General features: G+C 63.0%; 22 protein-coding genes, 1 tRNA gene and 1 pseudogene. 8 read left to right on the top strand and 16 right to left on the bottom strand.

Annotated elements, in window-relative coordinates:
* Positions 1 to 5 precede the first annotated feature (5 nt).
* The 8 genes from BN69_RS12340 to BN69_RS12305 form a co-directional block, all read right to left on the bottom strand.
* Complete coding sequence (locus tag BN69_RS12340; protein WP_014891950.1) at positions 6 to 1,595, bottom strand: sulfite reductase subunit alpha; 1,590 nt, start codon at positions 1,593 to 1,595, stop codon at positions 6 to 8.
* Positions 1,592 to 3,346 (bottom strand): NirA family protein, encoded by a 1,755-nt coding sequence (locus BN69_RS12335; protein ID WP_014891949.1) that lies wholly within the window; start codon positions 3,344 to 3,346, stop codon positions 1,592 to 1,594. Before BN69_RS12335 ends, BN69_RS12340 begins: the two co-directional genes overlap by 4 nt.
* Position 3,347: 1 nt before the next feature.
* Positions 3,348 to 4,580 (bottom strand): NAD(P)/FAD-dependent oxidoreductase, encoded by a 1,233-nt coding sequence (locus tag BN69_RS12330; protein WP_051013295.1) that lies wholly within the window; start codon positions 4,578 to 4,580, stop codon positions 3,348 to 3,350.
* Positions 4,581 to 4,905: 325 nt separating this feature from the next.
* Positions 4,906 to 6,054 (bottom strand): CmpA/NrtA family ABC transporter substrate-binding protein, encoded by a 1,149-nt coding sequence (locus tag BN69_RS12325; RefSeq protein ID WP_014891947.1) that lies wholly within the window; start codon positions 6,052 to 6,054, stop codon positions 4,906 to 4,908.
* Positions 6,051 to 6,623 carry an ANTAR domain-containing response regulator gene (locus tag BN69_RS12320; protein ID WP_173370421.1) on the bottom strand — a complete coding sequence of 191 codons (573 nt, stop codon included), beginning with the start codon at positions 6,621 to 6,623 and terminating at the stop codon, positions 6,051 to 6,053. Before BN69_RS12320 ends, BN69_RS12325 begins: the two co-directional genes overlap by 4 nt.
* A 97-nt stretch (positions 6,624 to 6,720) precedes the next feature.
* Positions 6,721 to 7,953, bottom strand: coding sequence for an alpha-amylase (locus BN69_RS12315; RefSeq protein ID WP_244434931.1), 1,233 nt, complete (start codon positions 7,951 to 7,953; stop codon positions 6,721 to 6,723).
* A gap of 661 nt (positions 7,954 to 8,614) precedes the next feature.
* Positions 8,615 to 10,039, bottom strand: coding sequence for a sensor histidine kinase (locus BN69_RS12310; RefSeq protein ID WP_014891944.1), 1,425 nt, complete (start codon positions 10,037 to 10,039; stop codon positions 8,615 to 8,617).
* Complete coding sequence (locus BN69_RS12305) at positions 10,036 to 10,728, bottom strand: response regulator transcription factor (protein WP_014891943.1); 693 nt, start codon at positions 10,726 to 10,728, stop codon at positions 10,036 to 10,038. Before BN69_RS12305 ends, BN69_RS12310 begins: the two co-directional genes overlap by 4 nt.
* Positions 10,729 to 10,990: 262 nt before the next feature.
* On the opposite strand from BN69_RS12305, the gene BN69_RS12300 reads away from it, so the two are divergent.
* From BN69_RS12300 to BN69_RS12280, 5 genes are all read left to right on the top strand, one after another.
* Positions 10,991 to 11,404: a hypothetical protein gene (locus tag BN69_RS12300; RefSeq protein ID WP_148277110.1), complete on the top strand. Its 414-nt coding sequence runs from the start codon at positions 10,991 to 10,993 to the stop codon at positions 11,402 to 11,404.
* Between the two features lie 83 nt (positions 11,405 to 11,487).
* Positions 11,488 to 13,875 (top strand): TonB-dependent siderophore receptor, encoded by a 2,388-nt coding sequence (locus tag BN69_RS12295; RefSeq protein ID WP_014891941.1) that lies wholly within the window; start codon positions 11,488 to 11,490, stop codon positions 13,873 to 13,875.
* 63 nt (positions 13,876 to 13,938) lie between these two features.
* Positions 13,939 to 15,156, top strand: a complete 1,218-nt coding sequence (locus BN69_RS12290; protein WP_014891940.1) for a PepSY-associated TM helix domain-containing protein — start codon at positions 13,939 to 13,941, stop codon at positions 15,154 to 15,156.
* A 38-nt stretch (positions 15,157 to 15,194) separates the two neighbouring features.
* Positions 15,195 to 15,515, top strand: coding sequence for a hypothetical protein (locus BN69_RS12285; RefSeq protein ID WP_014891939.1), 321 nt, complete (start codon positions 15,195 to 15,197; stop codon positions 15,513 to 15,515).
* Positions 15,512 to 17,605 (top strand): TonB-dependent receptor, encoded by a 2,094-nt coding sequence (locus BN69_RS12280; protein ID WP_014891938.1) that lies wholly within the window; start codon positions 15,512 to 15,514, stop codon positions 17,603 to 17,605. Before BN69_RS12285 ends, BN69_RS12280 begins: the two co-directional genes overlap by 4 nt.
* Positions 17,606 to 17,771: 166 nt before the next feature.
* On the opposite strand, the gene BN69_RS12275 is transcribed toward BN69_RS12280, so the two are convergent.
* On the bottom strand, positions 17,772 to 18,401 hold the full coding sequence (locus tag BN69_RS12275) for a sensor histidine kinase (RefSeq protein ID WP_014891937.1): 630 nt from the start codon (positions 18,399 to 18,401) through the stop codon (positions 17,772 to 17,774).
* 156 nt (positions 18,402 to 18,557) lie between these two features.
* Between BN69_RS12275 and BN69_RS12270 the strand changes: the two are divergent.
* Positions 18,558 to 18,968: pseudogene (locus BN69_RS12270) on the top strand (type I restriction enzyme endonuclease domain-containing protein); the annotation flags it as partial.
* A 48-nt stretch (positions 18,969 to 19,016) separates the two neighbouring features.
* On the opposite strand, the gene BN69_RS20100 reads toward BN69_RS12270, so the two are convergent.
* Positions 19,017 to 19,145 carry an Arm DNA-binding domain-containing protein gene (locus tag BN69_RS20100; protein ID WP_371212350.1) on the bottom strand — a complete coding sequence of 43 codons (129 nt, stop codon included), beginning with the start codon at positions 19,143 to 19,145 and terminating at the stop codon, positions 19,017 to 19,019.
* A 158-nt stretch (positions 19,146 to 19,303) separates the two neighbouring features.
* Positions 19,304 to 19,388: transfer RNA gene (locus BN69_RS12265), tRNA-Leu, on the bottom strand.
* 185 nt (positions 19,389 to 19,573) lie between these two features.
* Between BN69_RS12265 and BN69_RS12260 the strand changes: the two genes are divergently transcribed.
* A complete protein-coding gene (locus BN69_RS12260) occupies positions 19,574 to 20,605 on the top strand; it encodes a complex I NDUFA9 subunit family protein (protein WP_014891935.1) in 1,032 nt (343 codons plus the stop codon).
* 17 nt (positions 20,606 to 20,622) lie between these two features.
* Here BN69_RS12260 and BN69_RS12255 read toward each other — a convergent pair whose 3' ends face one another.
* From BN69_RS12255 to BN69_RS12235, 5 genes are all read right to left on the bottom strand, one after another.
* Positions 20,623 to 21,327, bottom strand: a complete 705-nt coding sequence (locus BN69_RS12255) for a sulfate transporter family protein (RefSeq protein ID WP_014891934.1) — start codon at positions 21,325 to 21,327, stop codon at positions 20,623 to 20,625.
* A 126-nt stretch (positions 21,328 to 21,453) separates the two neighbouring features.
* The gene (locus BN69_RS12250) at positions 21,454 to 22,041 is read right to left on the bottom strand and encodes an SRPBCC family protein (protein ID WP_014891933.1); all 588 of its coding nucleotides are present in this window, start codon (positions 22,039 to 22,041) and stop codon (positions 21,454 to 21,456) included.
* A 63-nt stretch (positions 22,042 to 22,104) separates the two neighbouring features.
* Positions 22,105 to 22,791 (bottom strand): 4'-phosphopantetheinyl transferase family protein, encoded by a 687-nt coding sequence (locus BN69_RS12245; RefSeq protein ID WP_014891932.1) that lies wholly within the window; start codon positions 22,789 to 22,791, stop codon positions 22,105 to 22,107.
* Between the two features lie 38 nt (positions 22,792 to 22,829).
* Positions 22,830 to 23,879: an NAD(P)/FAD-dependent oxidoreductase gene (locus tag BN69_RS12240; protein ID WP_014891931.1), complete on the bottom strand. Its 1,050-nt coding sequence runs from the start codon at positions 23,877 to 23,879 to the stop codon at positions 22,830 to 22,832.
* A gap of 189 nt (positions 23,880 to 24,068) precedes the next feature.
* Positions 24,069 to 24,458 (bottom strand): 2Fe-2S iron-sulfur cluster-binding protein, encoded by a 390-nt coding sequence (locus tag BN69_RS12235; protein WP_014891930.1) that lies wholly within the window; start codon positions 24,456 to 24,458, stop codon positions 24,069 to 24,071.
* 235 nt (positions 24,459 to 24,693) lie between these two features.
* On the opposite strand from BN69_RS12235, the gene BN69_RS12230 reads away from it, so the two are divergent.
* Positions 24,694 to 25,500: a methyltransferase domain-containing protein gene (locus BN69_RS12230; protein ID WP_014891929.1), complete on the top strand. Its 807-nt coding sequence runs from the start codon at positions 24,694 to 24,696 to the stop codon at positions 25,498 to 25,500.
* Positions 25,501 to 25,505: the final 5 nt, after the last annotated feature.

The raw sequence follows: 25,505 nt of genomic DNA, 5'->3' as shown, positions 1-25,505 counted from the left end.
CGGCCTCAATAGACGTCCTGTTGATAGCGCCCGCTCTTCTTGAGTTGGGCGACGAAGGCGACCGCTTCATCGGCGTTGCGGGCGCCGAATTCGGCGACGACGTCGACAAGCGCGCGTTCGACATCCTTGGCCATGCGCTGCGCATCGCCGCAGACGTAAAAATGCGCGCCTTCCGCGAGCCAGGCCCATAATTCACGGCCGGTCTGGCGCATGCGGTCCTGCACATAGAATTTCTCCGCGCCATCGCGCGACCAGGCGAGCGACAGACGTGTGAGCAGACCTGTCGCCTTCATCGTTTCGAATTCGTCGGCGTAGAAGAAGTCGCAGGCCGAGCGCTGGTGTCCAAAGAAGAGCCAGTTCCTGCCGGACGCGCGGGTCGCCGCGCGCTCATGCAGAAAGGCGCGAAATGGCGCTACGCCGGTGCCAGGACCGATCATGATGATCGGCGTCGCGGGATCATCTGGCAGGGCGAAGCCATGCGCCGGCTGCACATAGACCGGAAGGCTGTCGCCTGGCGCGACGCGCTCGGCCAGAAAGGTCGAGGCGAGGCCAAGACGCTTGCGCTTGCCGACGACATATCGAACAGCATCGACAGTCAGCGACAGGCGCCCCGGCGTCGCCTTGGGGGACGAGGAGATGGAGTAAAGGCGCGGCTGCAGCGGATCCAGCGCTTCGACAAAGGCTTCCGGATGTGGCCGCGCGCCTGGAAATTTCTGCAGCACCGCGAGCACGTCGAGCGTCGCGGCGTCGCCGTCAGGATCCTTGCCCTGCGCCAGCAAACGCGCCCTCTCGCGCTGCGCGCCGCCGGTAATGAAGGAGATCAGTTCGAAAAGCGAGTCAGGCGCGGGAGCGAGAGAGACGTCGCTCAGCAATGCTTCGCGCAGAGTCTTGTCTCTTACCGGCGTTACATGCGAGGCGCCGAGCATGGCGATGATCTGATCGACGAGGCCGAGATCATTTTTGGCAAACACGCCGAAGCTGTCGCCAACTTTGTAGCTGAGTTCGCCGGCGCCGAGATCGAACTCGATGTGCCAGGTGTCTTTTTCCGAGCCTTCCTTGTTCAGCCGACGGCGTGAAAGGAAAGTCGCCCGCGCCGGATTGTCGCGCGAGCAGCCGGGCGCCGAAGCGATCATGGGTTCGATCAGGGCGACAGTGGTCGGCGCCGACGAAGGCTGATCCAGCTCCGCCGCAAGCGCCTTCAGCATGCGCGCCGTGTCCTTGCCGCCGGGCGCACAGAGATTGAGGCGCGCCTCCTTGCGCGCCGCGAGCGCGTCCGCATAGGTCTCGCAAATATAGCCGCACTGACCGCAGTCCTGTTGCGCCATCGCCGCCATCAGGCGGCGACGCAGCGGCCGACCTTGCGCGAGCTGCATGCGCGATTCGATCGCCAGCGTCTGGTCATGCCACGGCGCCTCGCCATCGTCGTTTTCGGCGCCGGCCATGACGGCGGCGTTGGCCTCTGGCGACAGCGGCGTAATCGAGCTGTCATCGGGCGCGGCGAAGCCGGCAAAGAAGCCGCTGAGCCAGGCGCGCTGCTCGGGCGTGAAAGGCGCGTTCGGCGGAATGAGAAACGGCGGAGAGGAGATATGGGTCACGCCGCGCTCTCCTCATTGGCGAGACGGCGCAGCGTCTCGATGTCATGACGGCGCGCGAAGCCGACAAAGGTTTCGTGCGCGTTCGCCCGGTTCTTTCGATAGGCGCGCAAAATTTTCGCCACCATTTCCGGCGCCTCTTCCGCTTTCACATTTTGACAAAACTCGGAGCCAATGCCGGCATCTTCCGCGAAGCCGCCGCCGACCAGAATGTGATAGCCTTCGACCGTGTCGCCCTCCTCGTTCACCGGCACGCGCGCGCCGATCAGTCCGATGTCGCCGATGTAATGCTGCGCGCATGAATGATGACAGCCGGTGAGATGAATGTTGATCGGCGTGTCGATCGGCGCCGCGGCGTCGCAATAGGCGGCGATTTCTTCGGCATGCCGCTTGGTGTCGGCGGCGGCGAAGCGGCAGCCGGAATTTCCCGTGCAGGCGACGAGCCCCGCGCGAATCGGCGAGGCCTGCGTCGAAAGCCCGAGCGACTCGATCATCGCGACAGCTTCCGCGACGCGCGCGTCGGCGACGCCGGTGATCAGCACATTCTGCCAGACCGTGAGACGCAGGCCGCCGTCGCCGAATTGGCGCGCGATCTCGGCGAGACCGCGCGCCTGCTCGGGGGTGAAACGACCGACCGGCAGAACGACGCCGATCCAATTGAAGCCCGCCTGTTTCTGCCGATGCGCGCCGATATGCGCGGCGCGGTCCTGACGCGGACGGACGGCGATCGCCGCCGCGTCGACGCGAAGCAGCTTGCGGCCCAGCTTTTCTTCGACGGCGGCGAGGAATTTGTCGAAGCCCAAAGCGTCGAGCACATATTTGAGCCGCGCCTTGGCGCGGTTAGTGCGATCGCCATGCTCGATGAAGACCCGCAGAATTTTGTCGGCGACCTCCACCGCCTCATCCGGCGGAACGATCACGCCCGTGTCGCGCGCGAAATCCTTGTGACCCGTTATGCCGCCGAGCGCGAGACGGAAATAGACGCCCGGCGCGACGCCATGCTGGTCGTGCACGAGAACGGCCTGAAAGCCGATGTCATTGGTGTCCTCCAGCGCGCCGATCAATCCAGCGCCGTCGAAGGCGATGTTGAACTTGCGCGGCAGGCCATAGAGCGAGCGATCGTTGAGGATGTGATGATGCATGGCGCGCGCATAGGGGCGCGTATCGATGAGCTCCTGCGGATCGACGCCGGCGGTCGGCGTGCCGGTGATGTTGCGGATATTGTCGGCGCCGGAACCCTTGCTCCACAGTCCCAGATCCTGAATCGCCTCCAAAATATTGGCGGCGTTCTTCGGCGCGATTTCGCGGATCTGGATATTGGCGCGCGTCGTTACATGCAGATAGCCGCCGCCGTAATTTTCCGCGAGATCAGCGAGGCCGGCGAACTGCCAGTGATTAAGCGCGCCATTGGGGATGCGCAGCCGGCACATGTAAGCGTCCTGCGCCGGCGCGACATAGAAGAGCCCATAGTAGCGCCAGCGGAAATTGTCGGGGGGCTTTGGCGGCGCGTTCTCCTTCGCTTGAGCGACAAGCCGCGGCCAGGCGTCGAATGGATGCTCTTCGCGCTTCCATTTTTCCTGATCGTTGAGCTTGCCGCCTGCAGCCGTGACGCGGTCCTGCGCGGATAAATGCGCGGCGTCGGGCCCCATCGGCTGCCCCTGCGCGGGCGGCGCTTTTTGTCCGCCGCGCGCGGAGAAGCCGGCGGCGAAGCCTTCGAGATAGCGCTTCTGGTCAAGCGTGAAATCGACGGACATGTCAGGCCGCCTCTTGCATCGGCGCGCCGAACATCAATTCGTCGCACATAGATGAAACGTCCGCGCCGGAGCGAATGAGGTCGAGGATGTCGGCGGCGCCGCGCGTATCCCCGATCAGGATCGCCCCCACCAGCCTGTCGTCGCGCATGACAAGCTTGCGATAAATCCCCATGCGCGGATCCTTGCAGACGATGCGGCGCGCGTCGACCTCGCCGAGATAATCCCCGGCTGAAAAGACACGCACGCCGGAGACTTTCAAATTGGTGGAGACGACGCTGCCGCCATAGGACGCGTCTTCACCGGCGAGGCGCATGGCGAGAACGCGCCCCTGCTCATAGGCCGGCTCGACGAGCCCGTAACAGACGCCGCGATGGTCAGCGCATTCGCCGATGGCGAAGACCCCTGACTCGCTCGTCTCAAGACCGTCGTCGACGATCACGCCGCGTCCGACGTCAAGACCCGCCTGTCGCGCAAGATCGGCGTTGGCGTGAATGCCAACGGCGAAAACCACGGCGTCGGCTGGAACCGTTCGGCCGTCGGCGAACTCGACATTCTCCACTCGGCCCGAACCGCTGATGCGCGTCGCATTGGCGTTCAGCAGCACGCGCACGCCCTTCTCTTCGACGAGGCGGCGCAGGATGTCGGCGCCGGCCGCATCGAGTTGGCGCTCCATCAACCGATCCATGACATGGGCCAGCGTCACGTCGACGCCGCGTTTAGCGAGGCCATAGGCCGCTTCAAGCCCAAGAAGGCCGCCGCCGATGACGAGCGCGCGCGCGCTTTCGCCTTCCAGCCGCGACAGCGCATCGACGTCCTCCACGTCGCGAAACACGTGAACGCCCGGAAGATCGGCGCCCCCGATCGGCAGCCTTACTGCGCGCGAACCGGTGGCGAGCACGAGCTTCGAATAGTCGACGCTCCGGCCATTATCGAGAAGAAGACGCCGCGCGGCGGCGCCGATGTTGACGACCTTGCAGCCGCTCAGGAGCTCAACGCCGGCGGCGCGCCACCATTGCCGGGGCTTAAGCTCGATGTCGTCGACCGACAATTCCCCGGCCAGCACCGAAGACAGCAGCACGCGATTATAGGCAAGCCGCGGTTCATCGCCGATCACGAGAATGTCGTATCGATCCGGCGCCCGCTTCGTCAGCTCCTCGACGAAACGCGTCGCCGCCATGCCGGCGCCGACGACGACAAGCTTCTCGCGACTTCTGCAATCCTGCAATCCAGTCATGTGTCGACTCTGCTGAACGGCCAAACGGTCCGGTCACAGGTCGCTCCGCCTTGTGGGGTGAGAACGGGCAAGACGACCAAAGCGCGACGCAAATTGCGAAATCGCTTCTGTGACGGAACCCAGCTTTGGGCTCGTTCCGGCGGACCGGCGGTCGTCGTTGACCAATGAGGTGATTGCACAATTCGGGCCAGAGGCGCAGACGTGGTTTTTCCTGTAGAATGCGGGCGTTTGGCGCTGACCGAGGGCGGCAGGCGGCATTTTGCGGCGCCGAATGCTTAGGCGAGAGGCGCCTAACGGCTGTCCCTTTTGAACATCAGTTCAGCGCTCACAGGCGCTGTCCGATATCGAATTCGGCGAGATAGTCCGCGTAACTTCTGTCGCCGAAAGCGGGTCCCGCAAAGGCTCCGATTTCGCGCTGAATGTGCGCGCAATCGATGGCGGCGTCGAAAAGGTCCGGGCGCAGGACGCTCTTCGCGCGATCGGCCATCTCTGGCGCATGGCGCGTCTGCCCCCAGCGCAGCATTTGCGCATAGATCCATTCGGCTTGCCGCGGATCCGGCCGCATGGCGCCGTCTCTTCCGATGATGAGATAATTGGCGTCGCTTCGCTCCTCGCGCGCCTTGACGCGCAAATTGCCGGTGAGCACGCGGCGGATGATCTCGGCGTCGACGCCGACATATTCCGGGCGCGAGAGAATGTGCGAAACCTCGCCTAGGTTTTGCGGCTCGTCGACGAAGGCGGCGCCCCTATCGATCGCGCGGATCAGCGCGGCGACGAGATGATGGTCATCGTCGGCGAAGCTTTCGCGCAGCGCTAGGACTTTCTCGGGCGCGCAGGCGAAAATCTCGCAGCCGAAATGCAGAATGACGCCAACGCCGGCGTCGACCGCGACAGAACTCCAGGGCGCGCCGACGCAAAAGCCGTCGAGCTGGCCGCGCGCGAGATTTTCCACCATGTAGGGCGGCGGCAGAACGATCAGGCGCAGGTCTTCATCCGGATCGACGCCGCCTTCCGCCATCCAGTAGCGCAGCTGATAATTGTGCATGGAAAAAGGAAAGGTCATGCCGAAGGTCAAAGGCTCGCGTCCCTCGGACCTTCGCCGCGCGACGAGCTTGGCGAGCGCACGCGCGGTTTGCGCCGGATGCGCGACCTCGCCTTGCGCGGCGAGTTCGGCATAGAGCGCTGTGGACACCGCGATCGCATTGCCGTTCATCGCGAGATTCATCGGCGCGACAAGCGGAACTCGCACATGGCCCAGTCCGAGCGTGGACGCGACCGCCATGGGCGCCAGAAGATGCGCCGCATCGAAGCGGCCAATGGCGAGCTTGTCTCTAATATTCGCCCAAGACGCTTCGCGGATCAGTTCGATGTCGAGACCTTCCGCCTTGGCGAATCCCTTATGCGCGGCAATCAACAGCGCAGCGGCGTCGACGAGCGGAATGAAGCCGATTTTCACATGCGCTTCGCCGGTCATTTAAACATCTCCGCCGCAGTGATGACCGAGCGTGCAATTTCGATGATTTTTTTATTTTCGCGCATGGCGGCGCCGCGCATCAATTTGTAGGCGTCTTCTTCGGAAAGCTTCTTCGCCTTCATCAATATGCCTTTGGCGCGTTCGATCGTCTTGCGCTCCTCGAGATCGGATTTGGCCTGTTCGAGATCATCCTGAAGCTTCGAGAAGGCGTTGAATCGCGACACGCACAGATCGAGGATCGATTTGATGCGCTCCTTTTTCAACCCGTCGACGATATAGGCCGAGACGCCAGCGTCGACCGAGGCTTGAATGGACGCCGTATCGCTCTGATCGACAAACATGGCGATCGGCCGACGCACGGCGCGACTGACCTGAAACATTTGTTCAAGCGTATCGCGCGAAGGATTTTCCAGATCGATCAGGATCACGTCAGGGTCGCTGGCGTAGATGTGCTTCAGCAGATTGTGCATCTCGCTGATGCGCTCGACCTGCGTGAAGCCGGCGTCACGCAGCCCCTCCTCCAGGATCAGCGAGCGAATGGGGCTTTCGTCGACGATGACGATCTTCAATTCCCGACGTCCAGTGAGCGCATGTATAGGTCGCGCCAGCGGCGGCGCATCGCCGTAAGTCTCTGCGATCCGCCCGCCGGGCCGCGACCAACGCACGTTATATCTTGAACCGCAACGACATGCCCGCCTGCCAGTTCTTCATGATCTGCGGACCGTTGAGATTCTGATAAACAGGCAACCCGGCCTCGACCGCGACCGTCGCATTCTCATAGCCGATAAATTTGCCGCTGATCGTCGCGCCGCCGAAGAGTTCGACCCGCTGTCCGCCATAGAAGGCCGGGTTGGCGGGCACGGCCGGGCCGCGGATTTCCGGATCAAAGCCGCGAATCGGGCCCTGCGTCGAACCGCTCACGCGGAAGGTGGTGGTGAGTCCGGGCGTCCAGGTGTAGCCGCCCCAGGCGTTGAATTCATGCAGATCGCCCCAGCGGTAGCCCCCGGTGGGATTGGGGCCGAGCGGGAAGCGCAGGCGATATTCGAGCAGATATTCCCAGGAATAGCCCAGCGAATTTGCGGCCAGAGGGAAGCGCCCGCGATAGCCGAGGCCCCACGACCACGGTCCCAGATAGCCGGCGTAGACGATGCCCGGGAAAATATCGAACGTGCCCGTGCCGGGCTGCATGCCATAGAATCCTCGGATGTTGCGGCGGGTTCCGTCCGGCAGCAGAAAGTCCTTGAAGGTGGCCGTGTAGCTGCCGGCGGGGAAGGAGACGCCAAGCGAGAGCTGGATGCGGTGGACCTCGTCCTGATAGATGCGATAGACGCCCGACAAAGTGACGTCGGCAAGGCTCGTCGTTCCCGGCAAACTCCTGCCGAGCGGCAGAATGCCCGACGCGCCCTTGAAGGTTAGCGCGTTGAGATTTTTCTCGATCATGCCGGCCGTGAGAACCACCGCGAAATCTTTCGTGACGCCATAGCTCAGGCCGGCAATTTGCGTCGCGACCGCGATGTTTTGCGGAATGATGCGCACGGTCTGCCTTGGATTGAGAAAGAACGGCACCGTCGTGACGATATATTCGTTCGAGACCGTGCGCGTTCCCATTTTGATGCCCGACAGATTGGCGAAGACGGGCGTGATGGAAAAAATGAGTTTCCCGGCGGCCGGCATATCGGCGCCGAACACTCCCATGGGCGCCGGCGGCGGCGGAGGCGGCGCGACCGGCGCGAGGGGCGGCGGCGGCGCTTGAAGTCGTATCGCCGCCGCCTCGGACGGCGCATTCTTGCGGGGCGCGGCGTTCGCGTCGGCCGCAATGAGCGCGGCCGCCACGACGATCAAACTTGCGCCGCGCCGTGGCGCCTGTCGGCGCATCAATTGCGGCTGTGCTCTCTTCATCGCGAACCTCATCTGCATCTCGGCTGCGCGCCCCAGAAACGAAAAAAGCCGCTGCCTGAACGCCTGCGAAGCAGACGTTCAGGACAGCGGCGATGCTGGGGGCCCTTCTGTGGACCGGGTGACGTCGCAAGCGACGCCCTCAGGCCAAACGGATGCAATGAAGGCGCCACCTACAGCCGAGCCGTATGGCGCTAATCCGCCTAATCGCTCTGGACGGCAGGTTTGCGAGCGTTCGCGGTTACGAACGTTGGCAAGCGAGACGTTCGCGAGGAACCATTCGCGTGACGCGCTTTGCTTGAGAGGCGGCAGCGAACGCTGAAAAAATTTGCATTCTGCCGCCAACAGCGACAGCCGCTCGGCCTGTCTTGGCGGGCTGAATGACGGGGACGGTGAAGTATCGGCGACGAGTTCGACAAGGAAAATGCGGAGATCGTCAGCATCGATGAACTTGACGCCGAGCGATGCGTGCGGCTACCGCAGCCGCCCTCGCGCCCGATGAATATCGGAGGGGTCGGCGAGCCGCCGCCGGGCTTCCGAGTCCCGGGGCGAGGATCCACGGCGCCGCCTCCGTAGACCAAAACGGCTAACGAGACGTCTTCAAACCTGCTGGCGAGCGTTGGCGCAGGAGAGGACTCGAATTTACAACAAAATGAATTGATTATTAAGATGGAGCGTTCGTGCGCGAAGAAGAATGCTCCTCGTTCGGATTGGCGTGCGTCTCCGACGCCGCGGCAGGAAACCATAATTTGAACGTCGCGCCGCCGCCGAGCGTCTCTTCGACCCAAATACGGCCGCCGTGCGCGTCCACGATCTCCCTGGCGATGGCGAGTCCCAGGCCGGTGCCGGGGCTGGCTTCGCTCTTTCGCCAGAAGGGCTCGAAGATCATCTCGCGGTCGGCGGCGGCGATCCCTTCGCCGTGATCGACGACCGCGACGACTCTATCGCCGTCGATGTTAACGACGACCGATCCCTTGGGCGGCTCGGCGCGCAGGGCGTTGTCGACGAGATTGGTCAGGACGCATTCGATCGCGCGCTGATTGCCGCGCGCTTCTGCGTTCGCGACGCAGTCGAAATCGATGAAGCGGTCGCGCTCGATCGCGAGAGGCAATAGATCCGAGACGACCCGGCGGGCGGCGACGGAGAGATCTACGTGCTGGTCAAGCGGCGCCTGACCCTCGGTCAATCTCGCCGCAACCAACATTTCTTCGACGATCGAGCGCAGCTGGCTTGCGTCGCCGAGCAATTCGCTCTTGAGCGACGAGGCTTTCGCATTCTCCAGTCGCGCCCGCATGATCGCCAGCGGCGTGCGCAGTTCATGCGCGGCGTTGGCCGTGAACCGGCGCTGACGCGCCGCCCAGGCGTCGAGTCTCTTGAGCGCTTCGTTCACCGCGTCGACGAAAGGCGCCACTTCAACCGGAACGTCGTCCGAGAGCAATCGCTTGTTCAATGAGTTCATGTCGATTTGCGCCACTTCGGCGGCGGCGCTGCGCAAGGGGGTCAACCCCTGTCGGACCGCGAGCCATGCGGTCGCGCCGGAGAGCAAAGCGGCCGCGACGAGATAGGCCGCGACGCTCAGAAGATCTTCGCGCATCGAAAGGAAAATGTCGTCCCACCGGAATTTCGCCCGATAGCTCGCGATCTGAAACCTTCCATAGGGCGTCCGATACGGACCCATGAAACCCAGCGTCGGCGTATCGGGATCGCCCGGCAACACGAAATGCGAATGCGTCGGACTCACCGCGACCACATCCTTTAGCGTCGCGACGAGCTCCGGCGAGGAGCCGTCGACAGGCAGCTTCGTCCTGAAGTCAAAGGCCGCGTATTTAAATCTCGGGAGTCGCTTCAGCTCGGATTCAAGTTGGGGCGTAGGAACGATATGGACGTCGCCGGTTTCGTCAGGTTTGAGCGAATCAATCACGAGTTCGGCGGTGCGGAAGGCGGCGAGTTCGTCCCATGACTGGGTAAATCTTTCAACGCCGGAGAGGCCGAGACCGAGCGTGATCGCCCAGGCGAGAACGAAGGCGGAAATCTGCGCGAGCATGAGGTAGCCGACCGTCCGGCGCGCGAGCGACGAGCCCCGCGTCACGCGTCGCCCTCATTCTCCTTCATCTCCCTTAGGATATAGCCCAGCGCGCGCGCTGAATAGATTTCGACTCGCGCGTCGGACGCCGCCAGTCGCGTGCGCAGGCGGGACACGAGCGAGGTCAGCGCGTGATCCTGAACCTCCTCGCCAAATCCATAGAGCTCGGCGTTCAACGCCTCGCGCGAGACGACGCAATTCGCGCGCCGCACGAGAGTCGCGAGCAGGATCAGTTCGCGACGCGACAGCAGCAAGGGACGATCTTTGACAAACGCCTCGCTTCGCTCGAGATCGAAGGACATGGCGCCGATCGCGACCGGCGGCGCCAGGCTCGCGCCGTGCTTGCGCAGATTCGCGCGGATCCGCGCGATCATTTCGTCGAGATTGAACGGCTTCGTCAGATAGTCGTCGGCGCCGGCCTCCAGCCCTTCGATTCGATCGTCGATGGCGTCGAGCGCCGTGAGCATCAGAATCCGCGTCGCAGGCTGCAGCTTGCGAATCCGGGATACGAGCGCCACGCCGTCGCCGTCCGGCAACCGCCGGTCGAGCAGAGCGAGCGAATAGGCGCAGCTGTCGAGCGCGCGCAGCGCCTCTTCGATCGTCTCGACCTGATCGACGTCGTAACCCGAGCGCTGGATCTTCTCAGCAACCTGGCGCGCCAAGCTGGCTTGGTCTTCCACCAAGAGAATTCGCATGGGCGCCGCTCCCAAACGCCGCCGCAAAAGGGCGTCGAAGCATTTCATAGCCGAGCGCGCGCCGCTGGCAAGCTCAAGACGTCAGCGTCTAGGCCTGCGCATGGCGCGAAGGCGTTACTGTTGCGCTTTAGCAACAGTATCGACTTTTGCTGGCTTCTCTTCCTTTTGCGAGGTTCCCGCGACCTTTCATCGCTATGGATGGAAGCGACAGATCGGCCGCGTGTTCTGGACGACGCCGGCGACTGACGCAGGAGCGGATCACATGATCAGAGGGGCGAGAGGAAGCAGCTGGCGCAAAGCCATGCCGCGCCCGCTCGCCGCCCTCTTTGCGCTTTTGTTCCTGACGCAGAGCATTGTCGCTTTGGTCGGCCTGCGGCCGGCCAATGGCGCCATGGGCGCCGAGGCCGGATTCGCCCTCTCGTCGAACGACCGTCCCTGCGCCGACAACGATCTCAACGGAAACGCCGGACACGAAAGCTGTTCTCACGCGGCTTGCTGCATCTTCTGTCCCGCCGCCTTTGCGTTCGGCGGGCTGAGCGCGACCTGGGCGCTGGCGCCCTTCGCGGCGTTGGAGGCGATCTCTGATGTTCTGGCGCGCGTTCCCGAAGTCCCGATAAGCGCGCCGTCGGGCTGGGCGACATCCTGGTCGTCGCAGGCGCCGCCGCTTTTCTCCTGATCGACTCGGCCGCTCTCGGCCGCGCGCGCCTCAGCGCATCTGCGATCACGACGGCCTTCGCGCCGCATCAGGAGAATAGAAAGATGTTGCCCGCCTTCCTTTCGCGCGGCGTGTCCGCCGGCGCTCTGACGCTCGCCCTCTCTTCCTTGGCTCACGCGCAGCAATCGCTGCCGACGATCGACGTCGGCGGCCAGCGGCGCCCGACGCCGACGCCCCGCGGCGCTCCTGCGCCGGGTCCGGGATCGTCGAACGCCGACGCCGCCGCGGTCCGAACACGTTTCGCAACCGAGCCCAAGACGCCGACGCAAGGCTATGTCGTTCGCGAGGCGTCGACCGCGACCAAGGTGGACATCCCGATTCGAGAGCTGCCTGTCTCGATTCAGGTGATTCCGAAACAGGTTTTGAAAGATCAAAACATCACGCAGGTTCAAGACGCGCTCGAAAACGTGTCGGGCGTGACGTCGAACAGCAATGACGACGCCGGCTATAACTTCAACATCCGCGGTTTCCAGAGCCTGAATATTTATCGCAACAATTTGCGCACGGAGGCATTTGCCTTCGATACGGCGAATATTGAGCGAATCGAGGTATTGAAAGGACCTGCGTCAGTGCTTTACGGCCGCGCGGAGCCCGGCGGCCTGATCAATCTCATCACCAAAGAGCCTTTGGCCCAGCCGCGCTACGTCATCGAGCAGCAGGTCGGCAATTACAACTGGTACCGCACCCAATGGGATGTGTCCGCCCCGGTCCAGCAAGCGGAAGGGCTTGCGTATCGCGTCACCGGCGCCTACCAGAACTGGGGCTCGTTCCGCAACTTTCGGAACGGTTCACAGAAATTCTTCATCGCGCCGGTCGTGAGCTACCGGCCGACAGAGTGGACGGACTTCACCGCCGACGCACAATTTCAAACACAAAGCACCGCTGCGGAAGTCGGTTTACCCCCGATCGGTCCCAATCTGCCGGACATTCCGCTCAATGTTTCGCTCAATGAGCCCAATGAGCCGAAGACCCGAAGCAATCAACTCTACGTCGGCTATCGTTTCCGTCAAAATCTGAACGAAGACTGGAAGGTGACGAATCGCTTTCTCTATTCGCAGTTGAGATCGCCCGCCAACTCGGTCCTGACGGTCGCTTGCCAACCATTTTTCTGCATCGATCCGACGACGTTCCAATTTCAACGACAGGCCGCGGCTCAGTCGCTCAATAACTATTCGTTCTCGACCAACATCGACATCGAGGGCAAATTCCAGGCGCTTGGCGGAAATCACATTTTCCTGACGGGTCTCGACTATTACAGTGGGAATTCCAGCTACTACGCGGCGACGTCATACGACGGTTTCTCGCCGGCGAACGTTCCGTTCAACCTCGTTCCGCTCAATCCTTTCGCGCCCGTCTATGGGCTCGTGCCGTCATCCTTCTATCAGGCGGGAGTCGCGGGTTCGGGATACAAATTTCATTTGTCGTCGGTCACGCAACAGAAGGCCTTCTATGTTCAGGACTATGTGACCTGGTTCGATCGCCTGCATGTTTTGGCGGGCGTCAGATATGACGTCGCCGATCAGACGAATGGCAGCGTCTTCACCTGTTGCTCCGGCGATCCGGCTTTCGATTACAGCGCGACGAAGGAAGAGGCGATACGGAATCGTCTCGACGCACGGACGGCGATCGACAGAGCGTGGACTCCTAGAGCCGGCGTCGTCTTCGACATTCTCCCTCAGTTGAACGTCTATGGCAGCTACTCCAGGTCTTTTGGGCTGAACAACGGGCTGGGCACGAACCGCGAGCCCTTGCCGCCGCAACGTGGCCAGCAGTGGGAAGTCGGCCTGAAGGCCGAGCCGCTGCCGGGATTGACCGCGACGCTCGCCTTTTATCAGATCACGCGCTCAGGCGTGCCCGTGCCGACCCTTTCCTCGGGCTTTGGCCTCTCTGTTATTTCAGGCCTGCAACGCAGCCGCGGCGTCGAACTTGACGTTACGGGGGCCATTACCGACCGGCTGGCCATTATCGCGAACTATTCGCATATCGACGCCAAAGTGATTTCCGACGATGTCGTGAACCGACTCAATCCATTTGGGCTGTTGGATCCGGCGATCTATGGTCCGCCGAGCGGCCTGCTCGGCAACCATCGCGATAACGTGCCGCGTCATTTGGGCAAAGTGTTTCTCACCTACGACTTTGGCGAGAACGGGCTGGGTTTTCGCGTCGGCGGCGGCGTCACGGGACAATCGCACGCCTGGGGCGACATCCAGAATACGTTCATCCTTCCCGGCTGGGCGCGTTTCGACGCCTTTGGCAGCTATGCGACGCTGCTCGACGGACACAAGCTGACCGCGCAGGTCAATCTGAAGAACATCAACAACGCCCGCTACTTCACCGGGCCCGACAACTTCTTCAACAACTTCACGCTGCCCGTCAGCGCCTTCCCGGCGAAGCCGTTCACCGTGGTGGGTTCGCTGCGATTGGAGTGGTGATGCAGCCAACCAACTTCCCGCCATTCGCAACGGGAAAGCGCTCGTTTAACCGAGGAGTGCGGCATGACTCGCGGTTTTTTCGTCTGGCTGCATCGCTGGGCCGGTCTTGCGATGGCGGGGTTTCTTATCCTCGTCGGTTTGACCGGAAGCCTGCTCGCCTTCTGGCTCGAGATCAATCACTGGCTGACGCCCGAACTCTATCCCGGCCCCCGCGCCGGGATAGCGCTTGACGCGGCGGCACTCGTAAAGCGCGCCGAAACCTTGGTTCCGGGCGCGCAAGCGCGCACCGTGTATCTCGGCTACCCCGGCTCCGCTCAGATCGGCATGGCGGCGCGCGACGGCGCGCCGCCGCTGGACTTCGAATTCATCCATCTCGATCCGATCGACGGCCATGAACTCGGTCGCGTCTCATGGCGCGGTCTGCCCGCGGGCAAGAACGACATCATGCCCTTCGTCTATAGCCTGCACATGTTTCTCGCGATGAGCGGGATCGGCGAGTGGATTCTCGGCGCAGTGGCGCTGACCTGGACGCTCGACTGTTTCGTCGGCTTCTATCTCACGCTGCCCGTGCGCGGCGAGCGTTCGCGAAAGAGCTTCCTCGCGCGCTGGAAGCCGTCGTGGATGGTGAAGCTGAAAAGCTCCTTCTATCGCGTCAATTTCGATCTGCATCGCGCGAGCGGCCTGTGGCTCTGGGCGATGCTCCTCGTCTACGCCTGGTCGAGCGTGTATTTCACGCTGCCGAATTTCTATACGCGCGCGACGCAGCTGGTTCTCGATTTCGAACCGCCGTATTGGGCGCAGGCGGCAACGCCGCAGGCCGATCCGCGTCCGCCGATGGCATGGGAGGCGGCGCAGGCGACCGGCGAACGGCTGATGGCCGAGCAGGCGCATGAGCACAATTTTGCGATCGAACGCCCGCTGGCGCTCTATCATCTGCGCGACAAAGGCCTTTACGAATATCGCGTGCGCTCGTCGCGCGACATCGGCGACAAGGCGGGGTCAACCTCGATCCTGTTCGATTCGCGCTCGGGCGAACTAAAGACCATCAGCCTGCCGACCGGCCATCGCAGCGGAACGACGCTGACCACCTGGCTCGTCGAATTGCACACCGCCAATCTCTTCGGCCTTCCCTACCGCATCTTCGTCTGCGCGCTCGGGCTCGTCGTCGCGATGCTGTCCGTCACCGGCGTTTACGTCTGGTGGAAAAAGCGCGCCGCGCGAATGGCGCAGGCGCGGCGAAGCGCGCCGCGTCCTGCGCCGGCGGAACGAACGCCGGCGTGATTTCGATGCGCGCGCATTTACGTGCCGATGGAGAGACAATGGATTTCGATCAGATCAACCGGGATCATTACATCCACAATTTGCGCCGCGCGCTGCCGCTGTCGGCGCGTCCTAAACAGGCGCTCATGGCTTTCCTGCGTGAACGCGGCGTCGTCACGCGCGCCGCGCCGCGGCTGGTCGTGCTCGACGTGTTCGACGCCGCCGACGCAGGCGGACTCATGTGCCGCTTCGCCATCGCCGAGGTTCGCGAGGCCTCGAGCTTCATCGCGCCGCTCGCGCAAGTCGCGCTGGAGCGCAGACATTCCGCCCGCTTGCGCGCCGGGCGCCGCCGGCAGCAGCAGTCGCCTGGCGCGGCATGAGGACAACGGCGCTCGTTGCTTTGCTCTGCCTATGCGTCGGCGCCGCGCAAGCGCGCGCCGAAGCGCTGCGAGAGGATGAAGGCAAGGAGACGCTGCAAAGCGCGGGCAAGAGGCGCGGCAAAGAGAAGAGCGGCGCCAAAGAGCAGAACAAGGAAACCAACACGGAGCGCAGCCAAGTCGAGCGGCGCGCCGACGCGCCCAACGCCCAGACGCTGGGGCGCGACCAGAGCGGCGTCTATGTCAACGCGCCCGCCGCCAACAGCGCCTATTCGCCAGGTTTCGTCATGCGCGGTTTTCCCGCCGGCGTGACGCTGTTCGATGGCGCGGCGCATGGCTTCACCGCCCAGGACGTCGATCTCTCCACCGTCGATCACGTCGAGTTCTACAAGGGCCCAAGCGCCATGCTGTTCGGCAAGGCGCTCGGGGGCTACGGCGGCGCGGCCAATTACATCCGCAAGGCGCCGACGCAAGAGACCTTCGCCCATGCCGTCGCCACCAAGGCGAGTTTCGCCGTCACAAGATTCACCGCCGACGTCAATACGCCGCTCAATGACGACAAGAGCTTGCTCTTTCGCATGACCGGCTCCGCGCAGAGCCTCGGCAGCTTCGTCGATTTCACGCGCACCCGCAGCTTCGACATCGCGCCGATGCTCGCCTTCACCGCCGATAATGGCGACCGCGTCAGCTTGCGCGCCGAGCACAATGGCGCGAGACTCGTCTGGCGCGACGGCGTGCCCGCCGAACCGATCTTCTTGCATATCCCGCGCGAGTTCTACGCGGGCCTGCCGGCGAATGAACATGAAACCCCCTTTTTCGACGATTTCACCTTGCGCTATGAGCACGCCTTCAACGCCGACTGGAAGATCGCCGCGGTCGTCGACTATTTCCTCTATGCGACCCGCTGGGGGTGGTTCACCGGCTGGGGCTATGACGGATTTCAATCCGTCGTCTTCGGCAATCCGGTGCGCGCCCGCACCGCGAATCGCAGCTTCGATGCGCAATTGCGCCTGAACGGCCGTTTCGACACGAGCTTCCTGTCGCACACGGTCTTTCTCGGTCTCGAACAATGGGATTTCTATTTCGGCTACAACAACGACATCGCCCGCTATGAGGCTGCGCCGCTCAATATTTTCGCGCCCATCTATTCGCCGGGCGTCAGTTACGCGGGAGCCTTCTGGTCGAATGGCGTCGCGCGCGCGATCAGCCGCTCGGTCTATGGCCAGGACCTCATCGACCTTAACGAGAACTGGCGCATATTGATCGGCGGGCGCTACGATCTGCTCGCGCAGCGCGAACGCGTCTTCGATCCTTTCGGCGCGCTGACCGTCGAGCCGACATCGAGCTTGAGCAAAGGGACCGAGGGCTATTTTTCGCCACGCGCCGGCATTCTCTATCGGCCTGACGAAGAGACGCAGCTCTTCGCCGCCTATGGCAAATCGCTGATCCCCAACACCGGCGTGCGGATTCAAAGCGGCGAAGCGCCGCCGCCGCAACAGGACACCCAATATGAGATCGGCTTCCGGCGCGAGTTTCTCGATCGCAAGATGAGCTTCGAGGTCGGGCTCTTCGACATCACCCGCGACGATGTCGCGATCCCCAATCCGGCCAATCCGTCTGGCTTCTACTCCGTCGTCACCGGTCAGCAGCACAGCCATGGGATCGAGGTCAATCTCGGCGGCGAGATCTTACCCAATCTCAAGATCAACGCCGTCGCCACCTTTCTGCATGCGCTTGTCTCGAAAGACGACAACATCCCTTCGCAGCAAGGCAGCGATCTTCTGGGCGCGCCGCGGCGCGTCTATAATTTTTCCGCCAATTACGCATTCAATACGGGCGATCTCAAAGGGCTCGAACTCGGCGTCAGCTATTATTACGCGAGCCGCCTCGAAGCGACGCTGCCCAACACCTATGGCTTCACGCTCGCCCCGCAGCAAATGCTCGGCGCCTCGCTCGGCTACGCCCTCAACGACAATCTCAAGCTCGAAATCAATGCAGCAAATCTAACAAACCAGTCCAACTGGACATCAAACGGCGCGCTCTACCATGGCGAGCCGCGGACCATCGCAGCCAGCCTCTCGTATAAATACTGATGGCTGTCGAAATTCGCGCATGGCGGCGAGCAAGCGCCGCTAAAGCCTGATCGCGCATGGCTCCCCGCAGCAATCGCGCGCCCATCGCTTGGCCAACGCCGTCAGCAGATCGGTCGCCGACCTAAGCAAATCCGCTGCACGAAAAACACGCGAAGAAAATCGCCGCCTAAAGCGACGCGCGGGCGCGTTGAGAAGAACTCGTCGCGTCCGCCATGTCGGACGATGCTGTTCTCGCGACAGGAAACGCCAGTTTGAACGTCGCGCCGCCGCCGGGCGTGTCTTCAACCCAGATGCGGCCGCCGAGTTTTTCCACCAGCTCCTTGGCGATGGCGAGGCCTAGGCCCGTGCCGGAGGACGCTTCGCTCTTGCGCCAGAAAGCTTCGAAAATCTTCGTACGATCGGCCGGCGCGACGCCTTCGCCATGGTCGATCACCGCCACGTCGGCGTTCGGCCCAACCTTAACGAATACCGTCCCGCCTTCCGGCTCCGCGCGCAGGGCGTTGTCGATCAAATTGGCGAGGACGCTTTCCAATGCTCGGCGTTCCCCCTGCACCAAAACAGATCCCTCATCTCCCTCAAGAGCCAAATGACGTTGCATTCTCACTGCGAGCAGCGCGTGATCGTCGATCACTGACTGGACAGTTTCCACCAGATCGACGGTCTCCTCGACGTCGCCGCCGCGCCTGTCGATTCTGGCCGTAGCGAGAAGCTGTTCGACGACATTGCCGATGCGGCCCGCGTCGCGCTGGATCTCTTTCTTCAGCCCAGGCTGGTCGGGACCGTCCAAACGTTCCATCAAAATGGCGACAGGCGTTCGCAATTCATGCGCGGCGTTGGCCAGAAAGCGACGTTGGCGTTCAGCGCCTTGTGACCCTCGCCGGCGCCATTGATTGGGTGCTGAAGTGGCAGGAGGGCGAGGCCGCGAAAAAGACGAGCGACGAGGACAGGAAGCGTGCCCATCGCCCCTAAGGTTTTGGTGCTGGAGCTGTCCAAGGCCTATTCGCTGGCCTCGGCAAGCGACGAAGCGGCGGCCATCCGTGACGAGGTGGGCTTCTTCCAGACTGTCCGTGCAGCAATCGCCAAGTCGACCCTGAAGGGCGGCATCGGCAAGGCCGAACGCGCCCTCGCCGTGCAACAACTCATCGACCGCGCCATCGCCTCATCGGAAGTCGTCGACATCCTCAAAGCGGCAGGCGTGACGTCGCCCGACATTTCGATTCCGTCCGACGAGTTTCTCGCCGAAATCAAGGGCATGACGCGCAAGAATCTCGCGCTGGAGGCGCTGAAGAAGCTGCTCAACGGCGAAATCCGCAGCCGGTCGCAAAGCAATTTGGTCGAAGCCCAGAAATTCTCCAAGCGCCTCGAAGACGCGGTCGCGCGCTATCATGTGAACGCGATTTCGGCAGTCGAGCTAATCAACGAGCCGCCACCGCTTGGCGCCGTCGGGAGTCACCCACAGCTGGAGGCCACCGCCATCTGACAATTTGAAAAGACGGGGGCGAGGCTTATCGGCGCGGATGGAAATGTGTGTAAGAGCCATGTTGGTGTCTGGACGGTTGGTAGCCGCGCGATACCAACGAATATACCAACTCCCAGGATACCAACGGACGCCCTAGGACTGCCTTGGCCCCAACTGAGCGCCAAGCCTTTATTTTTCTTGCAATCCCGGATGAATTTGGACGAGCGCGAGCGTTGATTTGGTGCCCAGGAGAGGACTCGAACCTCCACGGCTTTCACCACTGGTACCTGAAACCAGCGCGTCTACCAATTCCGCCACCTGGGCTTAGAGCGCGTCTCATAGGGTCAGCGGACGCCTCGTGTCAATGTGCGCTTTCCGCCAAAACCGCATGGCCGCCCCGGCCGCCGCGGCGCCCGCCTCGCGCATTTCCTTCGTCGTCAAATTTCGCTAGAGCCTTAGCGACCATTTTTCCGGCGGGAGCCGGCGCGGCGCAAGCGGAGCAAATCGCAATGATCGGCGACAATAACCAGACCATTGGCGAAGGACGGGTGGTGACGGTGTTCGGCGGCTCCGGCTTTGTCGGCCGTTACGTCGTCCGGGCGCTGGCGCGCGACGGCTGGCGCGTGCGCGTCGCCTGCCGGCGGCCCGACCTCGCCTTCTTTCTTCAGCCGCTCGGCCGCGTCGGCCAGGTGATGGCGGTGCAGGCGAATGTGCGCAGTCCGGAGTCGATTGCGGCGGCCCTGCGCGGCGCCTCGGCGGTGGTTAATCTTGTCGGCATCCTGGCTGAAACCGGCGCGCAGAAATTCGCGACCGTGCAGGCCCGCGGAGCGCGCGTGATCGCCGAGGCGGCGAAAGCCGCCGGCATCGCCAATGTCGTGCACATCTCCGCCATCGGCGCCGATCCGCAGTCGCCCTCATCCTATGGCCGCAGCAAGGCGGAGGGCGAAGCCGCCATGCTTGCGGCGGTTCCTTCCACGGTCATCCTGCGCCCTTCGGTGATTTTCGGGCCGGAAGATGATTTTTTCAACCGCTTCGCCACGATGGCGCGCTACTTTCCCGTCGTGCCGATCGTCGGCGCCGAGACGAAATTCCAACCCGTCTATGTCGGCGACGTCGCCGATGCGGTGGCGATCGCGCTCGCCGGCCGCGCCAAGCCGGGCGTCGCTTATGAACTCGGCGGTCCGGAGGTCAAAAGCTTCGCGGAGATCGTCGACTATGTTCTGAAGGTCACGCAGCGCCAGCGCCGAATCCTGAAACTCTCCTTCGGAACCGGCAAGCTTATGGCCAGCGTGACGCAATTGCTGACCAAGCTTTCGCTCGGACTGTTCCCGAAGCTTTTGCGCATGACGCGCGATCAGGTCGAATTGCTCAAGCACGACAATGTCGTCAGCGAGGCGGCGAAGGCGGAAGCGCGCACGCTTTCAGGCCTCGGAATCGCCGAGCCGCAATCGATCGAGGCGATCGCGCCCTCCTATCTCTATCGCTATCGCAAGGCGGGGCAATATCAGACGCAGCGGCTGGGCGAATCCGCCTCGCGTTGACGACGTCGCTTTCTGAGCTAGCGCCCGCGGGCGGACTGCGCCGTTTCTCCACGCGGGCTTGGCGACAGCATCCGATGGATGCGGGTCATGAAGGCGACGGCGAAGAGCGGCGTCAGCACGTTCAGCCCCGGCGTCGCGACGAAGACGGCGATGAACAGTCCGGCGACGAAGAGCCATAGCGCATGGCGACGCCGCAACGCCTCCGACTCCTGCAGCGAGCGAAATCGCGTCGCGGCGAAGAGAAAATATTCGCGACCGAAGAGATAGGCGTTGGCGAGCAGAAAAGCCGCGGCGTTGATTCCCGGCACGAACAGCAGCAACAGCGCGAAAAAATTGACGATCGCCGAAATCCCGGCGAAGCGCAGGCCCATGACAATCGCCTGGGTCGCCGGAATGGCGCGACCCTGCTGTCCCGGCGGATAGAGATCCGCTTCGACGTGATCGGCGAGATCGTCGAGGAATAATCCCGAAACCAGCACGGAGACGGGGGCGATGAGAAACGCCATCAGGAAGAACAATCCGGCGCCCGTCGCATAGGTCAGCGCGGTCCGCAGCCAAGGATGCTCGACCACCACGAAGGACATGGCGAGCTTGTCGAGACCCACCCAGGCGAGCGCCAGCAACAGAAACGTCATGCCCAGACTCTTGACGAGGACCGCGCGAAACGGCGGCGTCATGATCTGGCGCAGCGCCGCCAAAGCGGCCTCGAACATTTCGGTCATAATGAGTCAATGTCCTGCATCAATCACGGCGGTCGCGCCGAAGAATCGGCGCGCGCGTTGCGGCCGCCATCCAGATGGCGTTTCGCAGCGCGCGACGCAAGAGCCGCGCGGGGTCGGCGTCTGTCGCTAAGCGCCGAGATGCGCGCCGAGATTTTCGAGGCCTTTCTCGAACTGATCGCCGATCATCTTGTCGCGGCTGACGAAGATGTTCATCGCCTTGCTCGCCAGACCGGCGTTGCCGGACATGCTCCACACGACATGAGTCTTATGCGCCGCGGAATCGCCGCCCAAACCCAGCCCGCGCGCGAGCCAGCGACCTTTCGTCAGTTCGCCGTCAGGAGCGAGAAAAAAGGTCACCTCATTGGCCGCGGCAAAGGGCTTTTGCATATCGAGCCTGAGGTCGACGCGCTCGGTCGGCCGGCTGTCCACGATCGTCAGCCGCCCTGCGCCGACATTCTTGTCGCCGGCCCATTCGAAGGCGGCGCCGGGGCCGGCGGCGGGCCCCTCGTAACGGATTTCAGCGTTGGGATCGAGTTTCGCCCAGGGCGACCAAGATTCCCAATCGCGCAGATTGTTGATCGCCGCGAAAACCTTCCTCGGCGGCGCATTGATGACCGCCTCGCGCCGCACGACGAAACTATCCGGCTGAAGATAAACGGCCAACGCGAGCAAAGCGGCGCCATAGCAAATGACGATGAACAGCAAGGTGGACATGAATTTCCTCCAATGCCTGCGCGACAGGAGCCCGCGACAGAACTAGCGCGCCGGGGTCAGGCTTCAAACGATTTGCCCCGCCCGGATCAGCGCGCTCGCGCGCGCTTCCTCGATTCGGAAACTGACGTCGTCGCCGCGCGCCGCCGCAGCGACGAAGAATCCCGCGCGCCGCCACTGGGCGACGCCGTAGCGCTCGCCCGGACCGCTGCTAACGGCGAGCGGCGACAGGCTCACGACAAAGCTGTCGAGCCCGCGCGCCAGGCCGCGCCCGTCCGCCTTCAAGACAGCCTCCTTGAGAGTCCAGATCGCAAAGAAGAGTTCGCTCCGCGCCGCCGGATCGGTCTCCGCGCGCAACAGCGCCGCCTCTTGAGGCGCGAAATAGCGCTCCGCGACACCGAGCGCGTTGCGCGGCGTCAGAAAGGACTCGGCGTCGACGCCGACCTCCCGCCCCGAGGCGATCGCCACGGCGGCCATGCCGCGCGTATGCGACAGGCTGACGTCAAGGCCCATGCGCGGCGACAGCAGAAAGGGCTTGCCGTGCGGCGTCGCGCCAAATCGCCACGCGGCGGGCGCAACCCAAGTCGCGCGCTCGGAAAGGCTTGCGCGCAACAGCGCATGCGCCGCGACAAAGGCGCGGCGATCGGCTTCGAAAGCGAAACGCGCCGCCCGCGCTGTTTCGGCTTCGTCGAGAAGCGCAACGAGCTTCGGCCATTCGTCGGCGGCGATCTGCGCGACGTCGATGATGAACACATCGACGCAGGCGGCGGAGGTCTCGGCGTCGGCCGACGTCAGGAGACCCCGAGCTTCTTTTGCAGATTGGTCGATGACGTCGTGTATTGGAACAAAAGCTTCTTGTCGGGATGGACGTAACGATGGGCCTTCTGCGCGGCGAGCGCGACCTCGTGAAAGCCCGAAAGGATGAGCTTCAATTTGCCGGGATAAGAGTTGATGTCGCCGACGGCGAAAATGCCGGGATGGCTCGTTTCGAATTTCTCGGTGTCGACGGGGATAAGGTTTTCATTGAGCTGCAGTCCCCAATCGGCGACGGGGCCAAGCTTCATGGTGAGGCCGAAGAACGGCATCAGGCGCTCGCAGGCGAGCTTCTCTTCGACGCCGTCATTGCCCTTGAGGACCGCCCGCGCCAATTCGCCATCCTCGCCTTCGACCGCGGTGATCTGGCCGAGCCTGAAGTCGATCTTGCCCGCCGCCACGAGCTCCTGCATCGCCGAGACGGAATGCGGCGCGGCGCGGAACTGGTCGCGGCGATGAACGAGCGTGATGCTTTTCGCCACCGGCTGCAGATTGAGCGTCCAGTCGAGCGCCGAATCGCCGCCGCCGACGATGACGACGTTCTTGTCGCGGAAGTCCTCCATGCGGCGCACGGCGTAAAACACCGACGTCCCCTCATAGGACTCGATCTTCGGGATCGGCGGCTTCTTGGGTTGGAACGATCCCCCGCCGGCGGCGATGAAGACGACCTTGGCGTGGAAAATTTTTCCAGCGTCCGTGCTGAGGCGAAATTCCGGCTTTTCGGCCGTGCCGAGCGATACGAGCGTCTCGACCATTTCGTTGAAGTGAAACGTCGGATGAAACGGCTCGATCTGCTTCAGGAGATTGTCCGTCAACTCCTGGCCGGTGCAGACCGGCAGGCCGGGAATGTCATAGATCGGCTTTTCGGGATAGAGTTCCGAGCACTGGCCGCCGGCGCGCGGAAGAATGTCGATGACATGCGCCTTGATGTCCAACAGGCCGAGTTCGAACACCGAAAAAAGACCCGCCGGACCGGCGCCGACAATGACCACATCGGTTTCGATCGCGGCTTCTTTAAGCTGGTTCATCGTCAATTCCCGACTAAATCCTCAAACGCGGAAGGTCGAAGACGCCGTTCGCGCCGCGTGTGCGTCGCCGGCCCGCGCGATGCGCGCGTCTTGCGCGGCGGCCGGCCTCAAATTTCGCCCTGCCGGTTCGTCTATCGCATTTGTCGAGAGATTCAAACCCGCGCGCGCGCAGTCTGGAAAAATTGCGCGTCAGCCCTGCTGAGCGGGGGTCGTCAAGACGAGCCCGTCCAGTTCCGGCCTCACGGTGATCTGGCAGCACAGCCGCGAATTCGGCTTCACGTCAAAGGCGAAATCGAGCATATCCTCTTCCATCTGCGACGCCTTGCCCGTCTTTTCGGCCCATTTTTCATCGACATAGACGTGGCAGGTGGCGCAGGCGCAGGCGCCTCCGCATTCCGCGGTGATCTCGGGAATATCGTTGCGTCGGGCTGTCTCCATCACGGTCGAGCCGACCTCGCCCTCGACGGATCGGGCTTGACCCTGGGAATCGATGAAGGTGATCTTGACCTTTGTCGGCGCGCCGCCCCCCGGTTCCGCGCCATAGCGGGTCGCAGCATCCTCAAAGCTCATCTTCGCCATGACGCCTGTCTCTTCCTCATGCATGCTCGACTTTCGCGGCGCTCCCGACTGTGCTTGAAGCGGGAAGCCGCGAGCCGCTGTTCTTCCGCGCGTCGTGCGGTTGCGCCGCCAGCGCTGCCCAAATTGTCGCCGTTCAGTTAGCACCCGTCCGTTTGCGGCGCTAGCCCCTCCCGGACGCGCGCGACCGTAGGCCACATTCTGTGGAATTCAGCGGCGAAGGCCGAAAGAGGCGCATATGACAGACATCGCTTTAAGCTTCCGCAACGCTGACGGCGCGCTGAGGTCCGAACTGACCGGCTGTCTCGATTTCATGAACGCGACGCCTTTTTTCCAGCGCTACAAGCAGGAGACCTGGGACGCGCTGCAAATATCCGGGAACAGCAAGATATTGGACGTCGCCTGCGGCGTCGGCTTCGACGTCATCGGACTCGCGCGGCGCTTCCCGCGCGTCGACGTCTTCGGGCTCGACTCGGCGCATGGCTTTCTCGGCCTGGCGCGCGAACGGGCGCAGGGGATTCCCAATGCGCTTTTCGTCGCCGGCGACTCCCGCAGCCTCCCCTTCGGCGATCGCCAGTTCGACGGCGTTCGAATCGACCGCTCCTTGCAGCACATTCCCGCCCCCATCGAGGCGCTGCGCGAAATGGTCCGGGTGACGCGCAAGGGCGGCAGGATCGTCGTCGCCGAGCCCGATTGGGGAACATATTTCGTCTACAACGGGAGGCTCGAAACCGGGGCGAAAATGGCGGAACTATGGGAGAAGTCTTTCGCCAATCCCTACATCGGCCGAGAGATCGGCGTTCTGCTGCAAAAGTGCGGCGTCGAAAACATCGACTGCCGGGCGCATGCGCTCACCGTCGGCAGCCTGGACGCGGCGGAGATCATTTTCGACCTTACGCGCGTGACGGAGAACTGCGTGTCCGCCGGCGTCTTGACGCGAGACGAGGCGGAAGACTGGTCGAGCGCATCTAAAGCGGCGTCCCGAAACGGCGCCTTTCTCGCATGCCTGAACATCATGCTGTGGGAAGCTTCGATCCCGGACTGAGCGAT

Source organism: Methylocystis sp. SC2 (genome assembly GCF_000304315.1).
Taxonomy (GTDB): Bacteria; Pseudomonadota; Alphaproteobacteria; order Rhizobiales; family Beijerinckiaceae; genus Methylocystis.
The sequence above is the reverse complement of the archived record's forward strand: the minus strand, read 5'-3'. Positions and strand labels throughout refer to the sequence as shown.